The organism is Kushneria phyllosphaerae, assembly GCF_900312995.1.
GTDB lineage: Bacteria > Pseudomonadota > Gammaproteobacteria > Pseudomonadales > Halomonadaceae > Kushneria > Kushneria phyllosphaerae.
Genome location: NZ_ONZI01000004.1, coordinates 517,289 through 537,526 on the forward strand (window position 1 = coordinate 517,289; position 20,238 = coordinate 537,526).

The 20,238-nt window shown below is 61.4% G+C and carries 17 protein-coding genes; 7 read left to right on the forward strand and 10 right to left on the reverse strand.

Annotated elements, in window-relative coordinates:
* Positions 1-11: 11 nt before the first annotated feature.
* Positions 12-1,463 carry an Asp-tRNA(Asn)/Glu-tRNA(Gln) amidotransferase subunit GatA gene (gene gatA / locus KSP9073_RS15600; protein WP_108843868.1) on the forward strand — a complete coding sequence of 484 codons (1,452 nt, stop codon included), beginning with the start codon at positions 12-14 and terminating at the stop codon, positions 1,461-1,463.
* A gap of 4 nt (positions 1,464-1,467) precedes the next feature.
* Positions 1,468-2,922, forward strand: coding sequence for an Asp-tRNA(Asn)/Glu-tRNA(Gln) amidotransferase subunit GatB (gene gatB, locus KSP9073_RS15605; RefSeq protein WP_108843869.1), 1,455 nt, complete (start codon positions 1,468-1,470; stop codon positions 2,920-2,922).
* A 138-nt stretch (positions 2,923-3,060) separates the two neighbouring features.
* Here gatB and KSP9073_RS15610 read toward each other — a convergent pair whose 3' ends face one another.
* Entirely contained in the window at positions 3,061-3,759 is a 699-nt protein-coding gene (locus tag KSP9073_RS15610; RefSeq protein ID WP_108843870.1) for an SDR family oxidoreductase, read from the reverse strand.
* A 283-nt stretch (positions 3,760-4,042) separates the two neighbouring features.
* Here KSP9073_RS15610 and KSP9073_RS15615 point away from each other — a divergent pair, with 283 nt between their 5' ends.
* The 5 genes from KSP9073_RS15615 (at position 4,043) to KSP9073_RS15635 (ending at position 9,978) form a co-directional block, all read left to right on the forward strand.
* Positions 4,043-4,963 carry a polyprenyl synthetase family protein gene (locus KSP9073_RS15615; protein ID WP_165814278.1) on the forward strand — a complete coding sequence of 307 codons (921 nt, stop codon included), beginning with the start codon at positions 4,043-4,045 and terminating at the stop codon, positions 4,961-4,963.
* Positions 4,960-6,429: a phytoene desaturase family protein gene (gene crtI / locus KSP9073_RS15620; protein WP_108843872.1), complete on the forward strand. Its 1,470-nt coding sequence runs from the start codon at positions 4,960-4,962 to the stop codon at positions 6,427-6,429. Before KSP9073_RS15615 ends, crtI begins: the two co-directional genes overlap by 4 nt.
* Positions 6,426-7,373 (forward strand): phytoene/squalene synthase family protein, encoded by a 948-nt coding sequence (locus KSP9073_RS15625; protein ID WP_108843873.1) that lies wholly within the window; start codon positions 6,426-6,428, stop codon positions 7,371-7,373. Before crtI ends, KSP9073_RS15625 begins: the two co-directional genes overlap by 4 nt.
* Entirely contained in the window at positions 7,360-8,499 is a 1,140-nt protein-coding gene (locus KSP9073_RS15630) for a lycopene cyclase family protein (RefSeq protein WP_165814279.1), read from the forward strand. Before KSP9073_RS15625 ends, KSP9073_RS15630 begins: the two co-directional genes overlap by 14 nt.
* Before the next feature lie 93 nt (positions 8,500-8,592).
* Positions 8,593-9,978: a glutamine synthetase family protein gene (locus KSP9073_RS15635; protein ID WP_108843875.1), complete on the forward strand. Its 1,386-nt coding sequence runs from the start codon at positions 8,593-8,595 to the stop codon at positions 9,976-9,978.
* 4 nt (positions 9,979-9,982) lie between these two features.
* Here the strand turns inward: KSP9073_RS15635 and KSP9073_RS15640 are convergent, their stop codons facing one another.
* The 9 genes from KSP9073_RS15640 to KSP9073_RS15680 form a co-directional block, all read right to left on the reverse strand.
* A complete protein-coding gene (locus KSP9073_RS15640) occupies positions 9,983-10,825 on the reverse strand; it encodes an EamA family transporter (RefSeq protein ID WP_108843876.1) in 843 nt (280 codons plus the stop codon).
* Between the two features lie 34 nt (positions 10,826-10,859).
* Positions 10,860-12,167, reverse strand: a complete 1,308-nt coding sequence (locus tag KSP9073_RS15645; protein WP_108843877.1) for an NAD(P)/FAD-dependent oxidoreductase — start codon at positions 12,165-12,167, stop codon at positions 10,860-10,862.
* A gap of 43 nt (positions 12,168-12,210) precedes the next feature.
* A complete protein-coding gene (locus KSP9073_RS15650; RefSeq protein ID WP_108843878.1) occupies positions 12,211-13,287 on the reverse strand; it encodes a polyamine ABC transporter substrate-binding protein in 1,077 nt (358 codons plus the stop codon).
* A gap of 63 nt (positions 13,288-13,350) precedes the next feature.
* Positions 13,351-14,718 carry a glutamine synthetase family protein gene (locus KSP9073_RS15655; protein WP_108843879.1) on the reverse strand — a complete coding sequence of 456 codons (1,368 nt, stop codon included), beginning with the start codon at positions 14,716-14,718 and terminating at the stop codon, positions 13,351-13,353.
* A gap of 76 nt (positions 14,719-14,794) precedes the next feature.
* Positions 14,795-15,865, reverse strand: a complete 1,071-nt coding sequence (locus KSP9073_RS15660) for an ABC transporter substrate-binding protein (RefSeq protein WP_108843880.1) — start codon at positions 15,863-15,865, stop codon at positions 14,795-14,797.
* A 58-nt stretch (positions 15,866-15,923) separates the two neighbouring features.
* Positions 15,924-16,718, reverse strand: a complete 795-nt coding sequence (locus KSP9073_RS15665; protein WP_108843881.1) for an ABC transporter permease — start codon at positions 16,716-16,718, stop codon at positions 15,924-15,926.
* Between the two features lie 9 nt (positions 16,719-16,727).
* Positions 16,728-17,642, reverse strand: coding sequence for an ABC transporter permease (locus KSP9073_RS15670; protein WP_108843882.1), 915 nt, complete (start codon positions 17,640-17,642; stop codon positions 16,728-16,730).
* Positions 17,639-18,814: an ABC transporter ATP-binding protein gene (locus KSP9073_RS15675; protein WP_108843883.1), complete on the reverse strand. Its 1,176-nt coding sequence runs from the start codon at positions 18,812-18,814 to the stop codon at positions 17,639-17,641. Before KSP9073_RS15675 ends, KSP9073_RS15670 begins: the two co-directional genes overlap by 4 nt.
* A 79-nt stretch (positions 18,815-18,893) precedes the next feature.
* Positions 18,894-20,165: an NAD(P)/FAD-dependent oxidoreductase gene (locus tag KSP9073_RS15680; RefSeq protein WP_108843884.1), complete on the reverse strand. Its 1,272-nt coding sequence runs from the start codon at positions 20,163-20,165 to the stop codon at positions 18,894-18,896.
* Positions 20,166-20,238 lie beyond the last annotated feature (73 nt).

Consider the following 20,238-nt stretch of genomic DNA (forward strand, 5'->3'; position numbering starts at 1 on the left):
AACAAGCCCCCATGCATGACAAGACACTTGCCGAACTGGCCCGCGGCCTGGCTGCCGGTGACTTTTCCAGTCGTGAACTGACGAGTTCGCTGCTCGAGCGCATCAAGCGCATTGATCCGGCGCTGAACAGCTTCATCACCGTCACCGACGAGCAGGCCCTCAAGGAGGCCGATGCCGCCGATGCCCTTCGCCACAAGGGCGAAGCCGGCATTCTCAGCGGCCTGCCGCTGGCCTACAAGGATATTTTCTGCACCGAAGGTGTGCGCACCAGCGCCGGCTCGAAGATGCTGGACAACTTCATTGCCCCCTATAATGCCACCGTGGTGGAAAAGCTTCGCCACGCCGGCACGGTCAGCCTTGGCAAGACCAACATGGACGAGTTCGCCATGGGCTCTTCCAACGAAAACAGCTACTACGGTCCGGTCAAAAACCCCTGGAACCCGAAGCTGGTGCCCGGCGGCTCCTCTGGTGGCAGTGCCGCCGCCGTCGCGGCAGGCCTCGTTCCGGCGGCGCTTGGCACCGATACCGGTGGCTCGATCCGCCAGCCGGCCGCGTTTTGCGGCATTACCGGCCTCAAACCGACCTATGGGCGCGTGTCGCGCTACGGCATGATTGCCTATGCCTCAAGCCTTGATCAGGCCGGCCCCATGGCCCGCACGGCCGAAGACTGCGCGATGCTGATGAACGCCATGGCGGGTCATGACGCGCGGGACTCCACCAGCGTGTCGCGCAACGTGCCCGATTACACCCAGGGGCTAAACAAGCCGCTCAACGGACTCAAGATCGGCCTGCCGGTCGAGTACTTTGGTGAGGGCCTGGCCCCCGAAGTCGAGACAGCGGTGCGCGAGGCGGTCCGGGTGTATGAATCCCTGGGCGCACAGGTCATCGAGGTCAGCCTGCCGCATACCAGCATGGCGATTCCGGCCTACTACGTCATCGCCCCGGCCGAGGCCTCCGCGAACCTGTCACGCTATGATGGCGTGCGCTTTGGGCACCGCTGCAAGGATCCAGTCGATCTTGAGGATCTTTACAAGCGTACCCGCGCCGAAGGCTTTGGTGATGAGGTCAAGCGCCGCATCCTGATCGGCACGCACACCCTTTCCGAAGGCTTTTTCGATGCCTACTACCGCAAAGCGCAGCAGATTCGTCGTCTGATCCGTCAGGACTTCCTCGACGCCTTTGCCCGCGTGGATGTGCTTATGGGCCCGGCCGCACCCACGACCGCCTTCGAGCTGGGGGCCAAAGCTGACCCGGTGCAGATGTATCTGCAGGACATCTACACCATCGCCATCAACCTGGCCGGCATCCCCGGTATCAGCGTGCCTGCCGGTCTGGCCGACAATCGCCCGGTCGGCCTTCAGATTCTGGGGCCGCATTTCGGTGAGGCTCACCTTCTTAACGTGGCGCATGTCTATCAGCAGGCCACGGACTGGCATCAGCGCCGGCCCGAGATCAAGGAGTAACAACATGCAGTGGGACGTCGTGATCGGGCTTGAAGTCCACGTGCAGCTTTCGACCTGCTCGAAAATCTTTTCCGGTGCCTCGACCGCTTTCGGCGCCGAGCCCAACACCCAGGCCTGCGGCATCGACCTGGGGCTGCCGGGCACGCTGCCGGTGCTCAATGAAAGCGCCGTTGCCATGGCGGTGCGCTTTGGTCTGGCCATCAATGCCGAGATCCCGGAGTACTCGGTATTCGAGCGCAAGAACTACTTCTATCCGGACCTGCCCAAGGGTTATCAGACCAGCCAGATGGCGCATCCGGTGGTCGGGCGCGGTGAGGTCGATATCACGCTGGGGGATGGCACGGTCAAGACCGTGCGCATTCACCATGCCCACATGGAAGAGGATGCCGGCAAGTCGCTGCACGAGGATTACAGCGGCATGACCGGCATTGACCTCAACCGGGCCGGCACGCCGCTTCTGGAGATTGTCTCCGAGCCGGACATGCACAGCGCCGAGGAAGCATCCGCCTATATCCGTGCCATTCACGCCATCGTGACCTATCTGGGCATTTCCGATGGCAACATGGCCGAAGGCTCGATGCGCTGCGACGTCAACGTGTCGCTACGCCCGAAGGGGCAGGAAAAGCTGGGCACCCGCGCCGAGATCAAAAACGTCAACTCCTTCCGCTTTGTGGAGCGAGCCATTGCGTTCGAGATCGAGCGTCAGCGCGAGATTCTCGAAGACGGTGGCGTCGTGATTCAGGAAACGCGTCTCTACAATCCGGATCTGGATGAAACCCGCTCGATGCGGACCAAGGAGGAAGCCAACGACTACCGTTACTTCCCCTGCCCTGACCTGCTGCCCCTGATGCTCGATGAGGCCTATATCGAACATCAGCGTTCGCTGCTGCCGGAACTGCCAAGCGAAAAGCGCCAGCGTTTTGTCGAATCGCTCGGGCTTTCGACCTACGATGCGGACGTCCTGACCGGCTCGCGCCCGCTTGCCGAATATTTCGAAGCCGTTCAACAACACTGCAGCGATGCCAAGCTGGCCGCCAACTGGGTTCAGGGCGACCTGTTGGGTCGACTCAATCGTGACGGTTTGGACATTACCGAGAGCCCGGTCAGCGCCGAGCAGCTCGGCGGCCTGCTGGTCCGTCTGGTGGATGACACCATCAACGGCAAGGCGGCCAAGCAGGTCTTTGCTGATCTGTGGGAGTGCAAGGGCGAAACGGCTGACGACATCATCGAGTCCCGCGGCCTCAAGCAGGTCACCGATACCGGTGCCATCGAATCCCTGTGTGATCAGGTGATTGCCGATAACCCGGTGCAGGTCACCCAGTACCGCGAAGCCACCGAGGACAAGCGCGGCAAGATGATCGGCTTTTTTGTCGGCCAGGTCATGAAGGCCTCCCGCGGCACGGCCAACCCGCCGCAGGTCAACGCCATGCTCACGGAAAAGCTCGACGCCCTGCTGTAACACCGGGATGTCAGCGACCAAAAGGGGCGCCTGCTGGCGCCCCTTTTTTTATGCGCATTCCTTGTATGCGCCCTGTCTCGTGTGCTCTGTTTCACGGGGATCTTGCCACCGCACCCTCAGTGCCATTCAAACAGGACATTATTCTTCGATCGGTGGGGTCGGCAGAATGCACAGATCATGCACTTCCACGCTTTTGGGTTGAGTCAGCGCAAAGATCACGGATCGGGCAATATCATCCGGGGTTAGTGCATTGTCCTGAGGCTCATCGAAAAAGGGCGTATCCACAACGCCCGGCTCGATCAGCGTGACACGTATGCCACTGCCCTTCACTTCCTCGCGCAGGTTATAGGCCATGCTTTGTACGGCGCTTTTGGTCGCGCCATAAAAGGAGCCCGGCATGACCCGACGCCCGGCCACGGAGCCCGTAATCAAAATATGTCCACGGCTTTTTTTGAGCTCGGCCATGGCCGCGCGGACTGTCAACGCAGGTCCCAGCACATTGGTCAAAAGCACTTCGCGCCACTCTTCCGGGTCGCTGCCGCTGTAGCCACGCCCTTCAAGACCACGGCCGGCATTGGCAAAGACGGCGTCCAGAGCCCCGAAATGCTCGACCACCGCAACCACCAGCTGCTCCTGCGCCTCCCAGGACTGTACATTGCAGGTGAAGGCCGCCGCCTGTACGCCGTATTCCTGATCAAGCGTTTCGGCCAGCGTTTCAAGACGTTTGGTACTGCGCGCGGCCAGTGCGATGTTATAGCCGGCCTGTGCCGCATGGCGGGCGCTGGCCTCACCGATCCCGGTCGATGCACCTGTAATCAAAAGCGTTGGGTTGGCCATTGCTGTCTCCTGTGCGCACGGATCCGCGTGACCCGGCCATCATTGATGTGCACTGAGCCTGGCAAGTCGACTGCGCCTGCGCCACCCAGACACGGTGCTGGCCATGCGCTGTACACTGAAAGCTGCCCGACGACCATGACAGCCACTGTGCTTTTCAGCTATCCTGGAGTCACCCTTTTTATTGCCTTGAATCAATTAATGACCTGACACTTGCCTTCTCAACCGTCAGGTGACCATAACAATGGATGTCGGCCGCAATCGCGCGTCAGACAAGGAGAAATTCATGACCGGCCTGACGTCTCCGATCGTCGAACGGCAGCCCGTAGAGGACTCCCCGTATGCCTCTCTCAATCACGACATTCACGCCACCCTGACACAGGCACTCAACAATGAGGGCCGGCAGGGCATGATTCGTGATGCCATCAACCACCACCTTGCCGCGGCGGGCGGCTATCTGCGCGCCCGGCTGGGCTATCACACCGGCCAAGCCCTGGGGCTGCCCCATGAGTCCGCGCTGATCTGTGCCTGCATCAGCGAGCTTTTGCATAACGCCTCGCTCATCCACGATGACGTGCTCGATCATGACAGCATGCGTCGCGGCCAGAAAAGCGTCTGGAATGTCTGGAACGAAGGGGTGGCCATCTGTCTGGGGGATCTGTTCATCTCGGCAGCCTATGGTCTGATGGCAGAGCTTTCTACTCACGCATCAAGGCTGCCGGCCCTGCTGTCCTGCGTGCACCATCATGTACAAACCACCATTTATGGTCAGGCCGAGTGCTTCAGCCTGGCGATGACACCCGAGCCCGACTTCGAGCAGTGCAGTCAGGCCGCCTGTGGCAAGTCCGGCCCGCTATTTGCCCTGGCGCTTGAGGCACCGCTGCTGCTGACCGGCCATGATGACGCGCTCGATAATGCGCGGCAGGCGGCCCTGACGTTTGCCACGATCTACCAGCTCATTGACGATATCGAGGATTTTGACAGCGACATGATCGATCAACAGCAAGGGGCCTGCAATATGCTTCACGCGCTGGGCAGCCGTGGCGATACCACGCCCATGGCCTCAGCGCTGGATTACGGCCGCCACCACCTGAGCCGGACCCGCCATCTGGCGGGCACCCTGCCCGAAGGCAGTGGCCAGGCGCTGATTGAAGAAGCCCATCGACTCGAGGAGAAGCTGATGAACGTGACAGGTGAGCGCTCATGAGCCGTGCTCTGGTCATCGGCGGCGGCTTTGGCGGTATGGCTGCCGCCCTGCGGGCACGCAAAAAAGGCTATGACGTCACGCTGATCGAGCGATGCGCGTCGCTGGGTGGACGGGCCCAGGTCTTTACCGACCAGGGCTTTCGCTTTGATGCCGGCCCCACGGTCATCACCGCGCCTTTCATGTTCGAGGAGCTTTTCGCGCTTTTCGGCAAGCGGCTGGAAGACTATGTCGAGATGGTCGCGCTCGACATCTGGTATCAGTTTTATTTCCAGGACGGGCGCACCTTTGATTACGGCACCGACATGTCGGCAACGCTTGCCAGCATTCGCCGCTTTAACGAGCGCGATGTTCAGGGCTATCAGAATCTGCTGAAGACCTCGAAGGAGATCTTCGAGATTGGCTTCGAGCAGCTCGCCGACCGCCCCTTTCACCAGTTCTCCACCATGGCCGCGCAGATTCCGGCCCTTTTGCGGCTGAAAAGCTATCGCTCGGTGTGGCAGATGGTCTGCGCTCATATCGAGGATGACAGCCTGCGACAGGCCTTCTCGATTCCGCCGCTGCTGGTGGGCGGCAACCCCTTTCGCACGACCAGCATCTACGGCCTGATTCCCTGGCTCGAGCGCAAGTGGGGGGTGCACTTTCCCATGGGCGGCACCGGGGCGCTGGTGGCGGCGCTGGAAAAGCTGATGCGCGATGTGGGCATCACCATCGAGACCGGCACCACCATCAAGCGCATCCTGAGCGAGCACGGGCGTGCCAACGGCGTGGAACTTGAAAGCGGCGAGAAGCTGCCGGCCAACGTGGTCATCAGCAACGCCGATGCGGCGCATCTGTATACCAACATGGTGGACCAGGTCTCGACCAGTGCGAAACTCAAACTGGCCGGCGCCAAATATTCGATGGGCCTGTTCGTGCTCTATGTCGGTACCAACCGGCAGTTTCCCCAGGCCGAGCACCACACCATCTGGATGGGACAGCGCTATCGCGAACTGCTGGAAGATATTTTCGAGCACCGTGTACTGGCCAACGACTTCTCGCTCTACGCCCATCGCCCGACCGCGACCGACCCTTCCTTTGCCCCACCCGGCTGTGATTCCTTCTACATCCTCGCGCCGGTCCCAAACCTGCAGGGCGACGTGGACTGGTCACGTGAAGGCGACAAGCTCGGCGATGCCATTATCGATGCGCTCGATCGCACCACGATGCCGGGCTTTCGTGAATCGATCGTCACTCGTTTTCACATGACCCCGAAGGATTTCAGCGAGCGCTATCTGTCGATGCACGGCACCGGCTTTTCGATTGCGCCCATTTTCCGCCAGTCGGCGTGGTTTCGGTTCCACAACAAAAGCGAAGTGCTGGAAAATCTTTATCTGACCGGCGCCGGCACGCATCCGGGGGCGGGCCTGCCGGGCGTGCTGTCCAGCGCCAAAGTGGTTGATCACCTGCTGCCGGACGCCGACGCATGACGCAGGCTGCCCAGCACACCAGTGCCGAAGCCATTCTGGCGCGACACGGCAAGTCGTTTCGCTTTGCCAGCTACTTCATGGAGCGTGACGACGCCCACGATGCGGCGCTTTTGTACATGGTCTGTCGCGAGCTGGATGATCTGGCCGATCAGGACATGCCCACCGAGGCCGAGAACGAAAGCGCCCATGAGCGGCTGATGACCGTTCGTCGCGAGCTTTTGGCCGGCAGTGGTCATGACCCGCTCACTCATGTGCTGGTCGATCTTCAAACGCGGCGCGGGCTCGATACCCGCGCGGCCGTGGCGCTGATTGATGCCCTGATCAGCGATGTCGAACGCCCGGCCCTGATTCAGGATGAGCGTGAGCTGATGCGCTACTGCTATGGCGTGGCCGGGGCCGTGGGCGTTTTGATGTGCCCGGTGGTGGGCGCCGATGACAGCGCCATCCCCCACGGCATTGATCTGGGCCTGGCCATGCAGATGACCAACATTGCCCGCGATGTGCGAGAAGATGCCGACATGGGGCGTCGCTACCTGCCGGCTGACTGGATCGATCAGTTAACGCCCGAGGAAATCGCCCGCGCCGACCGTGATCAGCGCGCAAGGGTCGCTCGCGCCATCGACCGGCTATTGACCCGGGCCGAGGCCTACTATGCCAGTGCCGCCGATGGCTTTAACCGCATCCCGGGCAAGAACCGGCGCGCCATTGCCGTCGCCGCCGATGTCTATCGCGCCATTGGCTTTCGCCTGCGTCGAGAAAGGCTGGCCTGGTGGCAGGGCCGTGTGCATGTGCCGCTGACCGGCAAGGTGTGGCTGGCCACGCGCCGGCTGAGCGGCCGTGGCGCCATTGTGGGCAGCAGGCTTGATACCCATGACGCCGAACTTCATCGCCATATTGCCGACCTGCCCGGCGCCCACGGCCCGGAAATACATGAACAAGTCTGAGCCGTTTGATCTCGTGATTCTCGGCGGCGGCTGCGCCGGGCTGAGCCTTGCCTATCGACTGGCTCAGCATGACGATGCGCCGCGCACACTGATCATCGACCCGCGCATTGAGTACACCAATGACCGCACCTGGTGTGGCTGGCCGGTCACCGCTCATCCCTTTCAGGGCGATGTGCGTGCGCGCTGGCATACCCTGACGCTGCACACCGATCAGGCCAGCACCACCGTTGAAAGTCGGCGCTACCCCTATGAAATGCTCGAAGCCGAGCGCTTCTACACGCGCACGCTGACCGCCATTGATGACCATCCATGCATCGCAAGGGTTCAGGCGCGCGCACTCAATGTCGAAGATCGTGAGGAGGGCGTGACCGTGACGCTGGACAACGGCGAGACGGTTCAGGCCCGCTTTGGCGTCGATACCCGCCCTCACCCGAAGCCACTGGCGCCCCCCTGGCTATGGCAGGATTTTGCCGGTATCAACGTGCAGGCAGACAACATGCCCCGGCACGCCGAGCTGATGGATTTTCGCATCGGTGAGAATCCGCAGGACGGCATCGATTTTCTCTATGTGCTGCCCTACAGCCCCGATCAGGCCCTGTTTGAATGGACGCGCTTTGGCCGCCCGCCGACCAGCCCGACCACGCTTGAGCAGAGGCTTGAAGCCCACCTCAACGAGCGTTTCGGCCAAGGGCACTGGCAGGCCCTGCGCCGTGAAACCGGTACGCTGCCCATGGCCCCACCGACGCGCACCGATGGCCGCTCGATGGCCGTGACGGGTGCCTACGGCGGCGCCATGCGCGCCGCCACCGGCTACGCCTTTCACGCCATCCAGCGCTGGGCCGATCAATGTGCCAAAGCGCTACTTGCCGGCCAGCCGCCGGTGGGCGCCTCTACCGGTCGGATACTGCTGCAGCTGGATCGCATCTTCATGAGCACGCTGGCGCAACATCCCGAACGCGCCCCCGAGTTCTACCGCCTGCTGTTTGAGAAAGCCCCTACCGACCGGCTGATCCGCTTTTTAAGCGGTGTCCCCAGCGTGCGTGACACTTTATCGGTGATGAATGCCCTGCCCTGGGCGCCACTGATCGGGAGTACGCTGCGCTGTGCCCTGCCTGAACGGGCATGATTTATCCTGAACCCGCTCATAGCGGCGCTGCAATTCCTGTCTCGCTTGCGTAGTATCACCTGATATTCCCAGTCCCTTCCGAGCCGCTTGATCATGACCGACCGCCCTGCCGCTGGCGCACTTGAAGCGTTCCAGTTTCTGGAAACCCATCCCGAAATCACCCAAATCGATGTATTGATCAGCGACCTCAATGGCGTCTTGCGCGGCAAGCGCATTCCACGCTCAAGCCTTGAAGAGGCCTACACCAGCGGCGTCAATCTGCCGGCCTCCATCTTTGCCCTCGACATCACCGGCAACACCGTTGAAGAAACAGGGCTGGGGCTCGATAGCGGTGATGGCGACCGTGCCTGCCTGCCGATTCCCGGCACGCTGGTGCCGGTCTCCTGGCATCAACGCGCGCCCACCGCGCAGCTTTTGATGACGATGGTGGAGCCCGACGGCAGCGGCTGGCATGCCGACCCGCGCCAGGTGCTGGCGCGGGTGCTTGAGGGCTTTACCCGCCAGGGGCTGACGCCGGTGATTGCCATTGAGCAGGAGTTCTATCTGCTGGATGCCGAGCGCAACGACCGCGGCCAGCCTCAGCCGCCACGCTCGCCGCTGACCGGTGAGCGCGCACGCTCAAGCCAGCTCTACTCGATCAGTGAACTCGATGAATACGCCGATTTTATTGATGCCATCCACGAGGCCTGCGCCCAGCAGGGTCTGCCGCTGGATACAGCGCTCAAGGAGTGCGCGCCAGGGCAGTTCGAGATCAACCTGCGCCACCGCAGTGACGCCCTGCGCGCCTGTGATGACGCCGTGATGCTCAAGCGTGCCATCAAGGGCGTGGCGCAGCAGCAGGGGTTCGAGGCGACCTTCATGGCCAAGCCGTGGGGCAATGAAGCCGGCAGCGGCACCCATGTGCATATCAGCCTGCTGGATGAGCAGGGCCGCAACGTGTTTGCCGCCGAGGATAAAAACCCAATGGGCAGCGCAGCACTGCATCAGGCGATTGCCGGGGTGCTGGCGCTGATGCCGGAATCGATGGCCGTCTGTGCGCCCAACCTCAACGCCTTTCGACGCTTCCAGCCCGGGCTTTACGTGCCCATGACGCCTTCCTGGGGGCTGGACAACCGCTCGGTGGCGGTACGCATCCCTTCCGGCCCGACTGCGGCCACGCGCCTGGAGCATCGCGTGGCCGGTGCAGACGTCAATGTCTATCTGCTGTGTGCGGTGCTGCTGGCCTCCATGGCCCACGGCCTTGATGAACAGCTGACACCGCCACCGCCGATCGAGGGCAACGCCTATACCCAGCTCGATGCCACCCTGCCCGATTCCTGGGGCGTGGCACTGGAGCTGTGGATGGAAAGTGATGTTCTTGGCGAGCGGCTCGGGCGTGGCTTTCAGCATATCTACTATGCCAATCGTCAGGCCGAGCGCGCCCTGGCGCAGCGCACCGTCAGCGCGCTGGAATATGACTGGTATCTGCGCCTGGTGTAGGTGTCTATCCAAGCCTTAGAAGCATCACCCCAGTCAGGATGATCAGCCCCGCCACCAGTCGCTGACGGCTCAGGCGCTCGCCCAGAAAGAGCGCCGAGATGGCCAGTGCAAACAGCACGCTGGATTCACGCAGGGCAGCAACCATCGCAATCGGCGCCTGACTCATGGCCCAGATGGTCGCCCCGTAGGCGGCCATCGACATGGCGCCCCCCAGTAGCCCGATGCGATAGTGGCCGGTGATGGCAGCCAGGGTCTGTCGCCCGCGCATGGCCCACAGCAAAAGCGCCATGCACAGCCCATTGAGCGCGAAAAGCCAGAGTACATAGCCGATGGCATCACGATTGGCCCGCGCCCCCAGCCCGTCACTGAGCGTGTAGGAGGCAATGAAAGCCGAAGTGATGAGGGCATTGATCAGCCCGATACGAGGCAGTCTTGTTGCACCGGCGCCGCGCACAGCCATCCACCAGATGCCACCACTGAGCAGTACCACACCAGCATGGCCGATCAGAGAGGTTTGATCGCCCAGCAACATGACGCCCACCAGCGCCACGATTAACGGCGCCGATCCCCGGGCAATGGGATAGACCTGACCAAAATCCCCGCTGGCATAGGCGCGCGCCAGAAACACGTTGTAGCCCACATGCAAGACGGCCGAGAGCAGAAGCCACGGCCAGGCCGCCGCATCGGGCACGCTGACGGCAGGCAACATGGCCAGTGCCAGTACGCCTGCGCCCACCTGTATGAGCGTGACCGCCAGCAGACGATCGAGACCCACGCGCACCAGGGCATTCCAGCCGGCGTGCAGCGCGGCAGCACACAGGACGATGGCGAAAACGTGTGCACTCATCGGAAGGAAACGCCGATGTCAAAGGGCGCGACCATCACATGCCCAGTCGGTCGCGCAGCGCGTAATACCAGGCGCCCATGGCTGAAAACGGCACGGCAAAGCGCCGTCCGCCAGGGAACGGCAGGTGACGGATATCGGCGAAGGCGTCAAAGCGTGTACTGTCTCCCCTGATGATCTCTCCCACCAGCCGTCCGGCCAGATGCGAGGCGGTTACCCCGTGGCCCGAGTAGCCCTGAGCGTAATAGACGTTATGATTGAGCCGTCCGAACTGCGGCAATCGATTGAGCGTCAGAAGGAAATTGCCACTCCAGGCGTAATCGATCCTGATATTTTCAAGCTCGGGAAAGGTTTTCAAAAGCTTGGGGCGGATGGCGCCCTCGATGCTGGCCGGATCACGTCCGCCGTAGGTCACGCCGCCGCCATAGATCAGGCGGCGCTCGCCCGACAGCCGGTAGTAGTCGAGCAGATAGTTGCTGTCCTCGACGGCGCGGTCGGTGGGCAAAATTCGTTTCGCGGTGGCCTCATCGAGGACTTCGGTGGCGATCACCTGTGTGCCACAGGGCATGGAGCGGTCGGCAAGCTCGGGGACGATATCGCCCAGATAGGCATTGCCGGCGATCACGGCGCGGTCGGCCTCGATCACCCCGCCGTCGGTATGAATTTTCACCCGTTCGCCGTGTTCAAGGCGCGTCATGGGCGAGTGTTCGAAAATCACGCCGCCCAGCGATTCAAACGCCGCCGCCTGCCCCATCACCAGATTGAGCGGATGCAGATGCCCGCCGGAGTGATCGAGCAGCGCACCACTGTAACGCTCGCTGCCGATCTCACGACGATAGGCATCATCTTCCAGCAGTTCCAGCGTCTTATGACCGTACTTCTCCCACAGTGTTTTGTGATGCTTGAGGGCGGCCAGCTGCTTGTCATTACAGGCGGCAAAGAGGTTGCCCTCCTTGAGATCGCATTGAATACCGTATTGCTCAATGCGCTCGCGGATGATGCGATTGCCTTCGAATGCCATATCACCGAGCGCCCGAGCCGATGTTTCACCAAAACGCGCCTCGATCATGTCCATGTCGCGGCTATAGCTGTTGACGATCTGGCCGCCATTGCGACCGCTGGCCCCAAAGCCCACACGCTGTGCCTCGAGTACCGCGACGCGAAAGCCCTGCTCAATCAGATGCAGGGCGCTGGAGATGCCGGTAAAGCCGGCCCCCACCACGCAGACATCCACGTGATGATGACCGACCAGTGCCGGTCGGTCCGGCGCGGCGTGCATGGTGGCAGCGTAGAGCGAGCGGACGTGGCCGTCGCGGCCGGTCGATGCAGAATCAGGCTGGGTCATGAAGTTTTACCCTACATAACGGCCCAGTCAGGGCCGTTGTGGTTTAGCGACTGCGCATTTCATTGTTGAGCTGTGACAGCGTGCCGAGCTGGGCCTTGTCGATCAGGGGGACAAATACCAGTCGGCGCTTCTCCTCGTCACTGAGTCTTGACGGCGGCTTTTTCAGCGCGTCATCAAGCTGATCGAGCGCGGCCTGATTGGGCGTGGCGTAGAAGGTGTAGTTGCTGATGCGCGCCGCCACATCAGGTCGCAGGGTATAGGCAATGAAGGCCAGCGCCAGTGCCGGATGCGGCGCTCGCTTCGGAATCACCAGGGTATCGATACCGCGCTGAGTGCCCTCCTCGGGCACGAAAAAGCGCAGATGGCCGTAGGTCTCCGGGTCTTCAGCCTGACGCCAGGCCAGATCGCCGTTATAGGTCATGCCGATGGCGCTGACACCGCGCACGATCTGGTCGATGGTGGCGGTACTGTCGGTAAAGCCAATGAAGTTCTGACGATGTTTGGTCGCCATCAAGCGCCGCGCGCTGGCGATCCATTGCTCCTTCTGCGTGCAGTCAAAGCCGTAGCCCAGCGAGGCGCAGGCGGCGCCAAACAGGACCTGTGGGTCACCGCCCAGCAGGGTAAAGGGCGCTTTTGAGTTGACATCGGGGTCAAACAGCGCCGACCAGCTGCGCGGCACGTCATCAAGTACCCGGCTGTCATAGACGATGCCGGTCACGCCCCACTGATAAGGCACGCTATAGCGATTGCCCGGATCATAGGCAGGGTCCTGAAATTCGGGCAGCAGGTTTTCAAGCCCCGGCAGCTGCGCATGATCCAGCGGCTGAATAAGGTCTGCCTTGATCAGACGCGGCACGAAGTAGTCGGTCGGCACCACCACATCGTACTGGGCATCGCCGCCGCTGCGCAGCTTGGTAAACATCTCGGCGTTGGAGGTAAAAAAGTTCTGCACGATATGAACATTGTGCTCGCGCTCGAAGTCCTCCAGTACGCCGGGCGGCATGTACTCTGTCCAGTTGAAAAGATAGAGCGTCTCCGCCGGCTTCTCTGCCGCCCCCGCCGTCAGGCTCGCCCCCGCCAGCAGCAGCACACCGGCGCGCCATCGCCATGCTCGTGTCATTGCACGTCCCCTTCATGATCCGTTTGTTGTTGTGTCCTGCCGATGGCATGCCCGGGCAGACTTTTATACCCGCAGCAGCAGATGCTCGCGCTCCCAGGAGCTGATCACCCGATAATAGGCCAGATGCTCGGCCCGCTTGACCGCCAGATAGCTTTTGACGAAGCGCTCACCGAGCACATCCGCCAGCGCGTCACAGCCGTCCAGCGCATCAAGGGCGGGGCCGACATCGTTGGGCAGCGCGACACCGCCGGTCCAGGCCGTGCCGGTCAGCGGCGGACGGGCCTGCAACCGGCTCATCATGCCCAGATGGCCGCAGGCCAGCGAAGCCGCCATTACCAGATACGGGTTGGCATCGGCACCCGGTACGCGGTTTTCAATTCGCGTGGCTTCGGCGTTGCCCACTGGCACCCGTAGCCCCACGGTGCGATTGTCATAACCCCACTCCACATTGGTCGGTGCCGAGCCGCCATGTTCGCTGGGCATCAGTCGCCGCCACGAGTTGATGTTGGGCGCAAACAGCGGCATGGCCGCAGGCATATAGGTCTGTAGTCCGCCGATGTAGTTCATGAACAGATCGCTGGGCTGGCCGTTGTCCCCGGCAAACAGGTTCTCCCCGCTTTCGGCATCCACCAGGCTCTGGTGCAGATGCATGGCGCTGCCCGGCTCGTTGGCCATCGGCTTGGCCATGAAGGTGGCGTACATGCCATGACGCAGCGCCGTTTCACGCAGGGTGCGCTTGAAGATCACCACCTGATCGGCCAGATAAAGCGGATCACCGTGCTGGAAGTTGACCTCCATCTGCCCGGCACCCTCTTCGTGAATGAGGGTGTCGATGTCAAGCTGCTGTGCCTCGCAGTAGTCGTACATCTCCTCGAACAGGGGGTCGAATTCGTTGACTGCATCGATGGAAAACGACTGACGCCCGCTTTCCTGACGCCCCGAGCGTCCGATCGGCGGCTCCAGCGGATAGTCGGGGTCGGTGTTGGTCTTGACCAGATAGAACTCGACTTCCGGCGCCATGACCGGTTTCCAGCCGCGCGCCTCATAAAGGGCCAGCACCCGCTTCAGGACATGGCGCGGCGCGATCTCGACCGGCTCACCATTCATGTAATAGCAGTCATGGATGATCTGGGCGGTCGGATCTTCCGCCCAGGGCACCAGATAGGCGGCGGCCGGGTCGGCAATCAGCTGCATGTCGAGTTCCGCCGAGTTCCAGAAGCGCAGGGCCTCGTCATCGGGATAGCCCCCGGTCACCGACTGGATAAAGATCGAATCCGGCAGACGCGGCCGGCCGCCGTTGAGGTACTTGCCGGCCGGCATGATCTTGCCCTTGAGAATGCCGGTCAGATCACTGACCAGACACTCCACCTCGGTGATGCGATGCTCTTCAAACCAGTCCGTCAGTACCACCGGACAATGCTTTAGCGTCATGTCGGCCTCCCCAGCCGAGCCTGATCAAACGCACGAAAAGGCTGACTACCCGATGGCAGACAGCCGGTCACGTGCCTTAGCGTGACTGCACTTCATTCCAGAGCTGCTGATAGCGCTGCAGATCCTTGCCGGACAGCGTCGGGGTAAACTTCAGCCGCGCCATGTCCTCATCATTGGGCAGCGACGGTGGCTGTTGAAGCACTTCATCAAGATGCTCGACTGCTGCCTGATTGGGCGTGGAATAAAACGTGTAGTTGGACAGCTGTGCCCCAACCTCGGCGTCCAGAATGAAATTGATGAACTTGTGGGCCAGTTCCGGATGCGGCGCGCGCGCTGGAATCGCCATGGAGTCTACCCATAGCTCGGAACCCTCTTTCGGAATCATGAACCTGGTATTGGCGTAGCCTTCCGGGTCGTCGTGTTTGTACTGCAGGTAATCGCCGTTGTAAGTGACGCCCAGCGCATTGACGCCGCGCGAGACCTGTCCCAGTACCGGCGTAGAGTCGGTAAAGCCGGTAAAGTTGGACCGATGCTTGGTCTTGAGCATCAGCTTTGCCGCATTGACCATGTCTTCCTGCGCGGTGCAGTTATAGGGCTTGCCAAGAAAGGCACACGCCGCGCCGAACATGACCTGACCGTCCTTGAGCATCGAAAACGGCTGATCGCTGTTGGTTGACGCATCAAAGAGCATCGACCAGCTCGATTTTGCGTCCGGAAAGGTTTTGGTATTGACGATCAGCCCGGTCGAACCCCACAGATAGGCCGCGGTGTACTGGTTATCCGGGTCATAGGGCGGGTTGACGAAACGCGCCATCAGATTGGACATGTTGGGCAGCTGAGACTTGTCCAGCGGCTGGAGCAGGCCGGCCTCGATCATGCGCGGTACGAAGTAGTTCGAGGGCACCACGATGTCATACTGCGATACCCCACCGGCCTGCAGCTTGGAAAACATCTCGCCCAGCGAGCCGTAGTAGTTCTGCACCACTTCAACATCGTACTTCTTCTCGAATGCCTCAATGATCTCCGGATCCATATAGTCGGTCCAGTTGAACACGTAGAGACGATCAGCCGCACTGGCCGTGCCGGAGAACATGACGGCGGCAATGGCACCGGCCAGCAGTGCCGGGCGGGGTGAGAAAAAAGTCATTGGCAGGTTCCCTTGAATGATCGTGATATGACGTTTTTTTATGAGACCGCCGCGGCGCTTACGCGCGGCGACGGTTGAACAGCAGGCTCAGTACGGCCACCAGCGCCACCGAAGCAATCATCAGCGTGGCAATGGCATTGATCTCCGGGGAGATGCCGCGACGAATGGCGCCCCAGATATAGATCGGCAGCGTCGCGCTTTCCGGCCCCGCCGTAAAGAAGCTGATGACGAAATCATCCACTGACAGCGTAAACGATAGGAAAAAGGCCGATAACAGTGCCGGTTTCAGCGTGGGCAAAATGAAATGCAGCATCCGCTGCCAGGGACTGGCATACAGATCCTTGGCGGCATCAAAAAGCGTGGCATCCAGTCCCACAAAGCGGGAATAGACGATCAACGCCACAAACGGAATCTGGAAGGTGACATGAGCAATGACCATGGTCCCGAGCCCGGGTGACAACAGCCCGGTGAGGCGATTGATCTGCACGAAAAAGGCCATGTCGGAAATACCGAACACGATGTCCGGCATGACAATCGGCAAATAGATCAACACGATCAAAAGCCCGAGTTTACGTGCGCGGTGTCGATAAAGACCGTAGCCGATCATCGCCCCCAGAATCACGGCGATGATCGAAGAGATCACCGCCAGCAGCAGCGTATGGCCGATGGCACCGATGACCACATCGTTGTGAAGCAGTCGCTCGTACCAGCGCAGCGAAAAGCCGCCCCAGCGCGCCGAGGTGTTGATGCTGTTAAAGGAAAACATCATCACCACCAGCAGCGGCGCATAGAGAAAGATCAGCGTCAGCCACCAGAAAACGGCGAGCCCTTTCTTGAATCTCCGGTTTTGCATGCCGCTCTCCTAAATCACCATCTCGGTGCCACCGCCCAGGCGGCGCCCCATGCGACGCAGTATCACCAGACCCAGCAGGGTGGCCAGAAGCATCAACAGCGCCCCGGCCGCCCCCAGCGGCCAGTTGGCCGCCTCACCAAACTGGCTCGCTACCAGGTTGCCCAGCATCTGCGAGCGCCCGCCGCCCAGAAGCTCCGGGATCACGTACATGCCAAAGGCCGGAATGGCGACCAGCACGGACCCTGCCAAAAGCCCCGGCAGGGTTTGCGGGAGTACAGCCACGAAAAAGGTTCGCAGGGGTGAGGCATACAGATCGCGCGCCGCCTCGATCTGGGCGTGATCGAGCTTCTCGAACGCGGCATACAGCGGCAGCACCATAAAGGGCAGGAAGTTGTAAACAAGCCCCAGCGTGACGGCAAAGTCGGACGGAAACAGGCCCATGTTGGGGGCGATCAGGCCCATCTTTTCAGCCAGCGTTGACAGGGGCGTGCCAGGGGAGAGCAGGTTCATCCAGCCAAAGGCGCGAATGACCTGGTTGGTCCAGGACGGCACCACCACCGCCAGCAGCATGATCGCGCGCAGCCGTGGCCGACACATGGAGATATACCAGGCCACCGGGTAGGCGACCAGTACCACCAGCCCCAGCGAGATGACGGACTGAAAGATCGAACGCCACAGCGTATAGAGATTGCCCGGGCTCCAGCCCAGAAAGCCAAAGCCTGCCAGGTTGCGAAAGGCATCCAGCGTCAATGGCATCTGCGGCTGGCCGAAACCGCCGTTGGTCATGAAGGCCACCGACATCAGATAGGCACTGGGCAGCACCAGGAAGATGAAAATCCACAACGCCCCCGGCAGCACACTGACCAGAAGATGACGGGTTTCGCGGCGTCGTCGGCGGCGCCAGACCACATCCACCTGGCTCATGCGCCCTCCTCGTCATCACTCAACATGATGACGTCTTCGGGATAGATCTCGACTTTCACCTCATCACCGACCCGAAAGAGACGATCCCCGGTATTGGAGATTTCCGCGATCAGTTCACTGTGCTGCTCGCCGTTTTGATGAGACAGGCGATATTCGACATTGCTGCCGCGATAAAAGCGTTCCACCACCCGGCACATGAGCGTATTGAGCCGCTTGCCCGGCTCCACGCTCGGTGCGCCGGGCGAGGTCAGCTCCAGGGTTTCCGGACGAATCAATGCCACCCTGCCATCATTTTTATCCTCGGTTTCCAGGGCACCAATCGGCGTTTGGACCGTCATGCCCTCGCGGGCCGAGATCGAAAAGAGATTGTCGTGTCCCATGAAGCGCGCCACGAACAGATTGGCCGGTCGCTCATAGACCTCCTGCGGCGTGCCGATCTGCTGGATGATGCCATCGCTCAAGACGGCGATACGGTCACTCATGACCATCGCCTCTTCCTGATCATGGGTCACGAACACAAACGTCATGCCCAGCCGTTTCTGGGTACGCAAAAGCTCGACCTGCAGTTGGCTGCGAAGCCCGGCATCCAGTGCCGACAGCGGCTCATCGAGCAGCAGCACGTCCGGCTCGCAGATCAGCGCACGGGCCAGCGCGATACGCTGGCGCTGGCCGCCGGAGAGCTGATCGACCCGACGGTCGACCAGTGATCCCAGCTTGATGAACTCGGCGATCTCGACCACCTTCTGCTCGCGCTCGGCACGCGCCATGCCACGCATTTTCAAGCCAAAGGCGATGTTGTCGCGTACCGACAGATGCGGAAACAACGCATAGGACTGGAAGACCGTATTGACGCTGCGCTTGTGGGGCGGCGTGTCGGTCACATCAACCCCGCCAATGGACAGCGAGCCACCGCTGGGCTCATCCAGGCCTGCCAGCATGCGCAACAGCGTGGTCTTGCCACAGCCGGACGGCCCCAGCAGGGTAAAGAATTCGCCCGCGCGAATATCAAGATCCACGCTTTCCAGCGCCACCACCCCACCCGGGTACTCCTTGCGAATGCCTTTCAGGGAAATGGAAGACGCCTCACGCGCCGCACTGGCCTCGCTACCCGTGGTGCTCTCGACTGCTGAAAATGGCCCGCCGGGTGCGGCGGTCGGTGAGCGTTCTGCCATCGAACAGGATCCCCTTGCGTATGAAGACACCGCCGGTGCGATGCCTGAACATGAAAATGGTGGAATAGCGCTCTGACCCTCAGAGGCGATCCCTTAATCGGTAGAAGGTGGTCGCCAGCACCAGCAGCGGCGTTCGAAGCCGGCGCCCCCCCGGGAAATCAAGATGTTTCATGGTGGCCAGCAGATCAAGACGCTCGCTCTGTCCGGCCACGGCTTCGGCCATGAGCTGCCCGGCAAGCCCTGCCAGCGCCATGCCATGGCCCGAATAGCCTTGCACAAAATGGATGTTGTGATCGAGCCGGCCAAAATGCGGCGCACGGTTGCGGGTAATCGCCACCCGGCCGCCCCAGCGATAATCAACGCTTACCCCTTCCAGTACCGGGAAGAGTTCACGCATCTTGCGCTGCATGGTCGCGACCAGCTGGCGCGGCTCGCGGCCACTGTAGCTGACCTGCCCACCATAGAGTAAACGGTGCCCCTGGGTGAGACGATAGTAGTCCAGCACAAAATTGGCATCCGAGACAGCGTCACGCTGTGGCAGAGTCTGCGCCACCTGAGCTTTCGAGAGAGGCTCGGTGGCAATGATGTAATTCACCACCGGCATGATCTTGCGCTCGAGCTCCGGTACCAACCCACCCAGATAGGCATTGCCGGCCACCAGCAGATGGTCACAGTTGATCCGGCCCTGCGCCGTGGTGACCCGCACGATTTTTCCACGCGCAATATCAGTCACTCGGCTGTGCTCAAAAATTACGGCCCCGACATTCTGAGCAGCGCGTGCCAGCCCCAGCGTGTAATTGAGCGGATGCAGGTGCCCGGCTTCTCGCTCATAAAGTCCGCCGAGGTAGGCATCGGTGACCATATGGCGCTTCAGGGCGTCACCTTCCAGCCACTCAAGGCCGTCATAGTCGTAGCGTGTGGCCATCTCGTCCCGCCATGCCTTCATGGCCCGCTCGTGACGGGGTTTGATCGCCGCATGCATGTAGCCACGGGAATACTCACAATCAATGTGATGACGCTCGATCAACGATTCGGTCAGGTGCACGGCCTCGCGACTCATCGCCCAGATCTCGCGCGCCGCCTGATGCCCAAGCGATTTTTCGATGACCGTAAGCTCAGTGCCCAGCCCCGGCAAAATCTGCCCACCGCTGCGCCCCGAGGCGCCCGCTCCGATCTCGCCGGCTTCCAGAAGCGCCACCCGATAGCCCCGCTCGGCCAGATGCAGTGCCGCGCTGCACCCGGTGACGCCACCGCCGATGATCGCCACATCAAAGCGCTGCGCACCGCTTAAAGGCGCAGTGTCGTCCAGCGTCAGATTACGGGAGTGGTCATACCAGGAGTGCTCGCTCATTGGGACAGCTCATCAAGGCATATGAAAAAAGTATTATGGTGGGAAAGCGTATCCGGGGGCCACGGGGCGACAC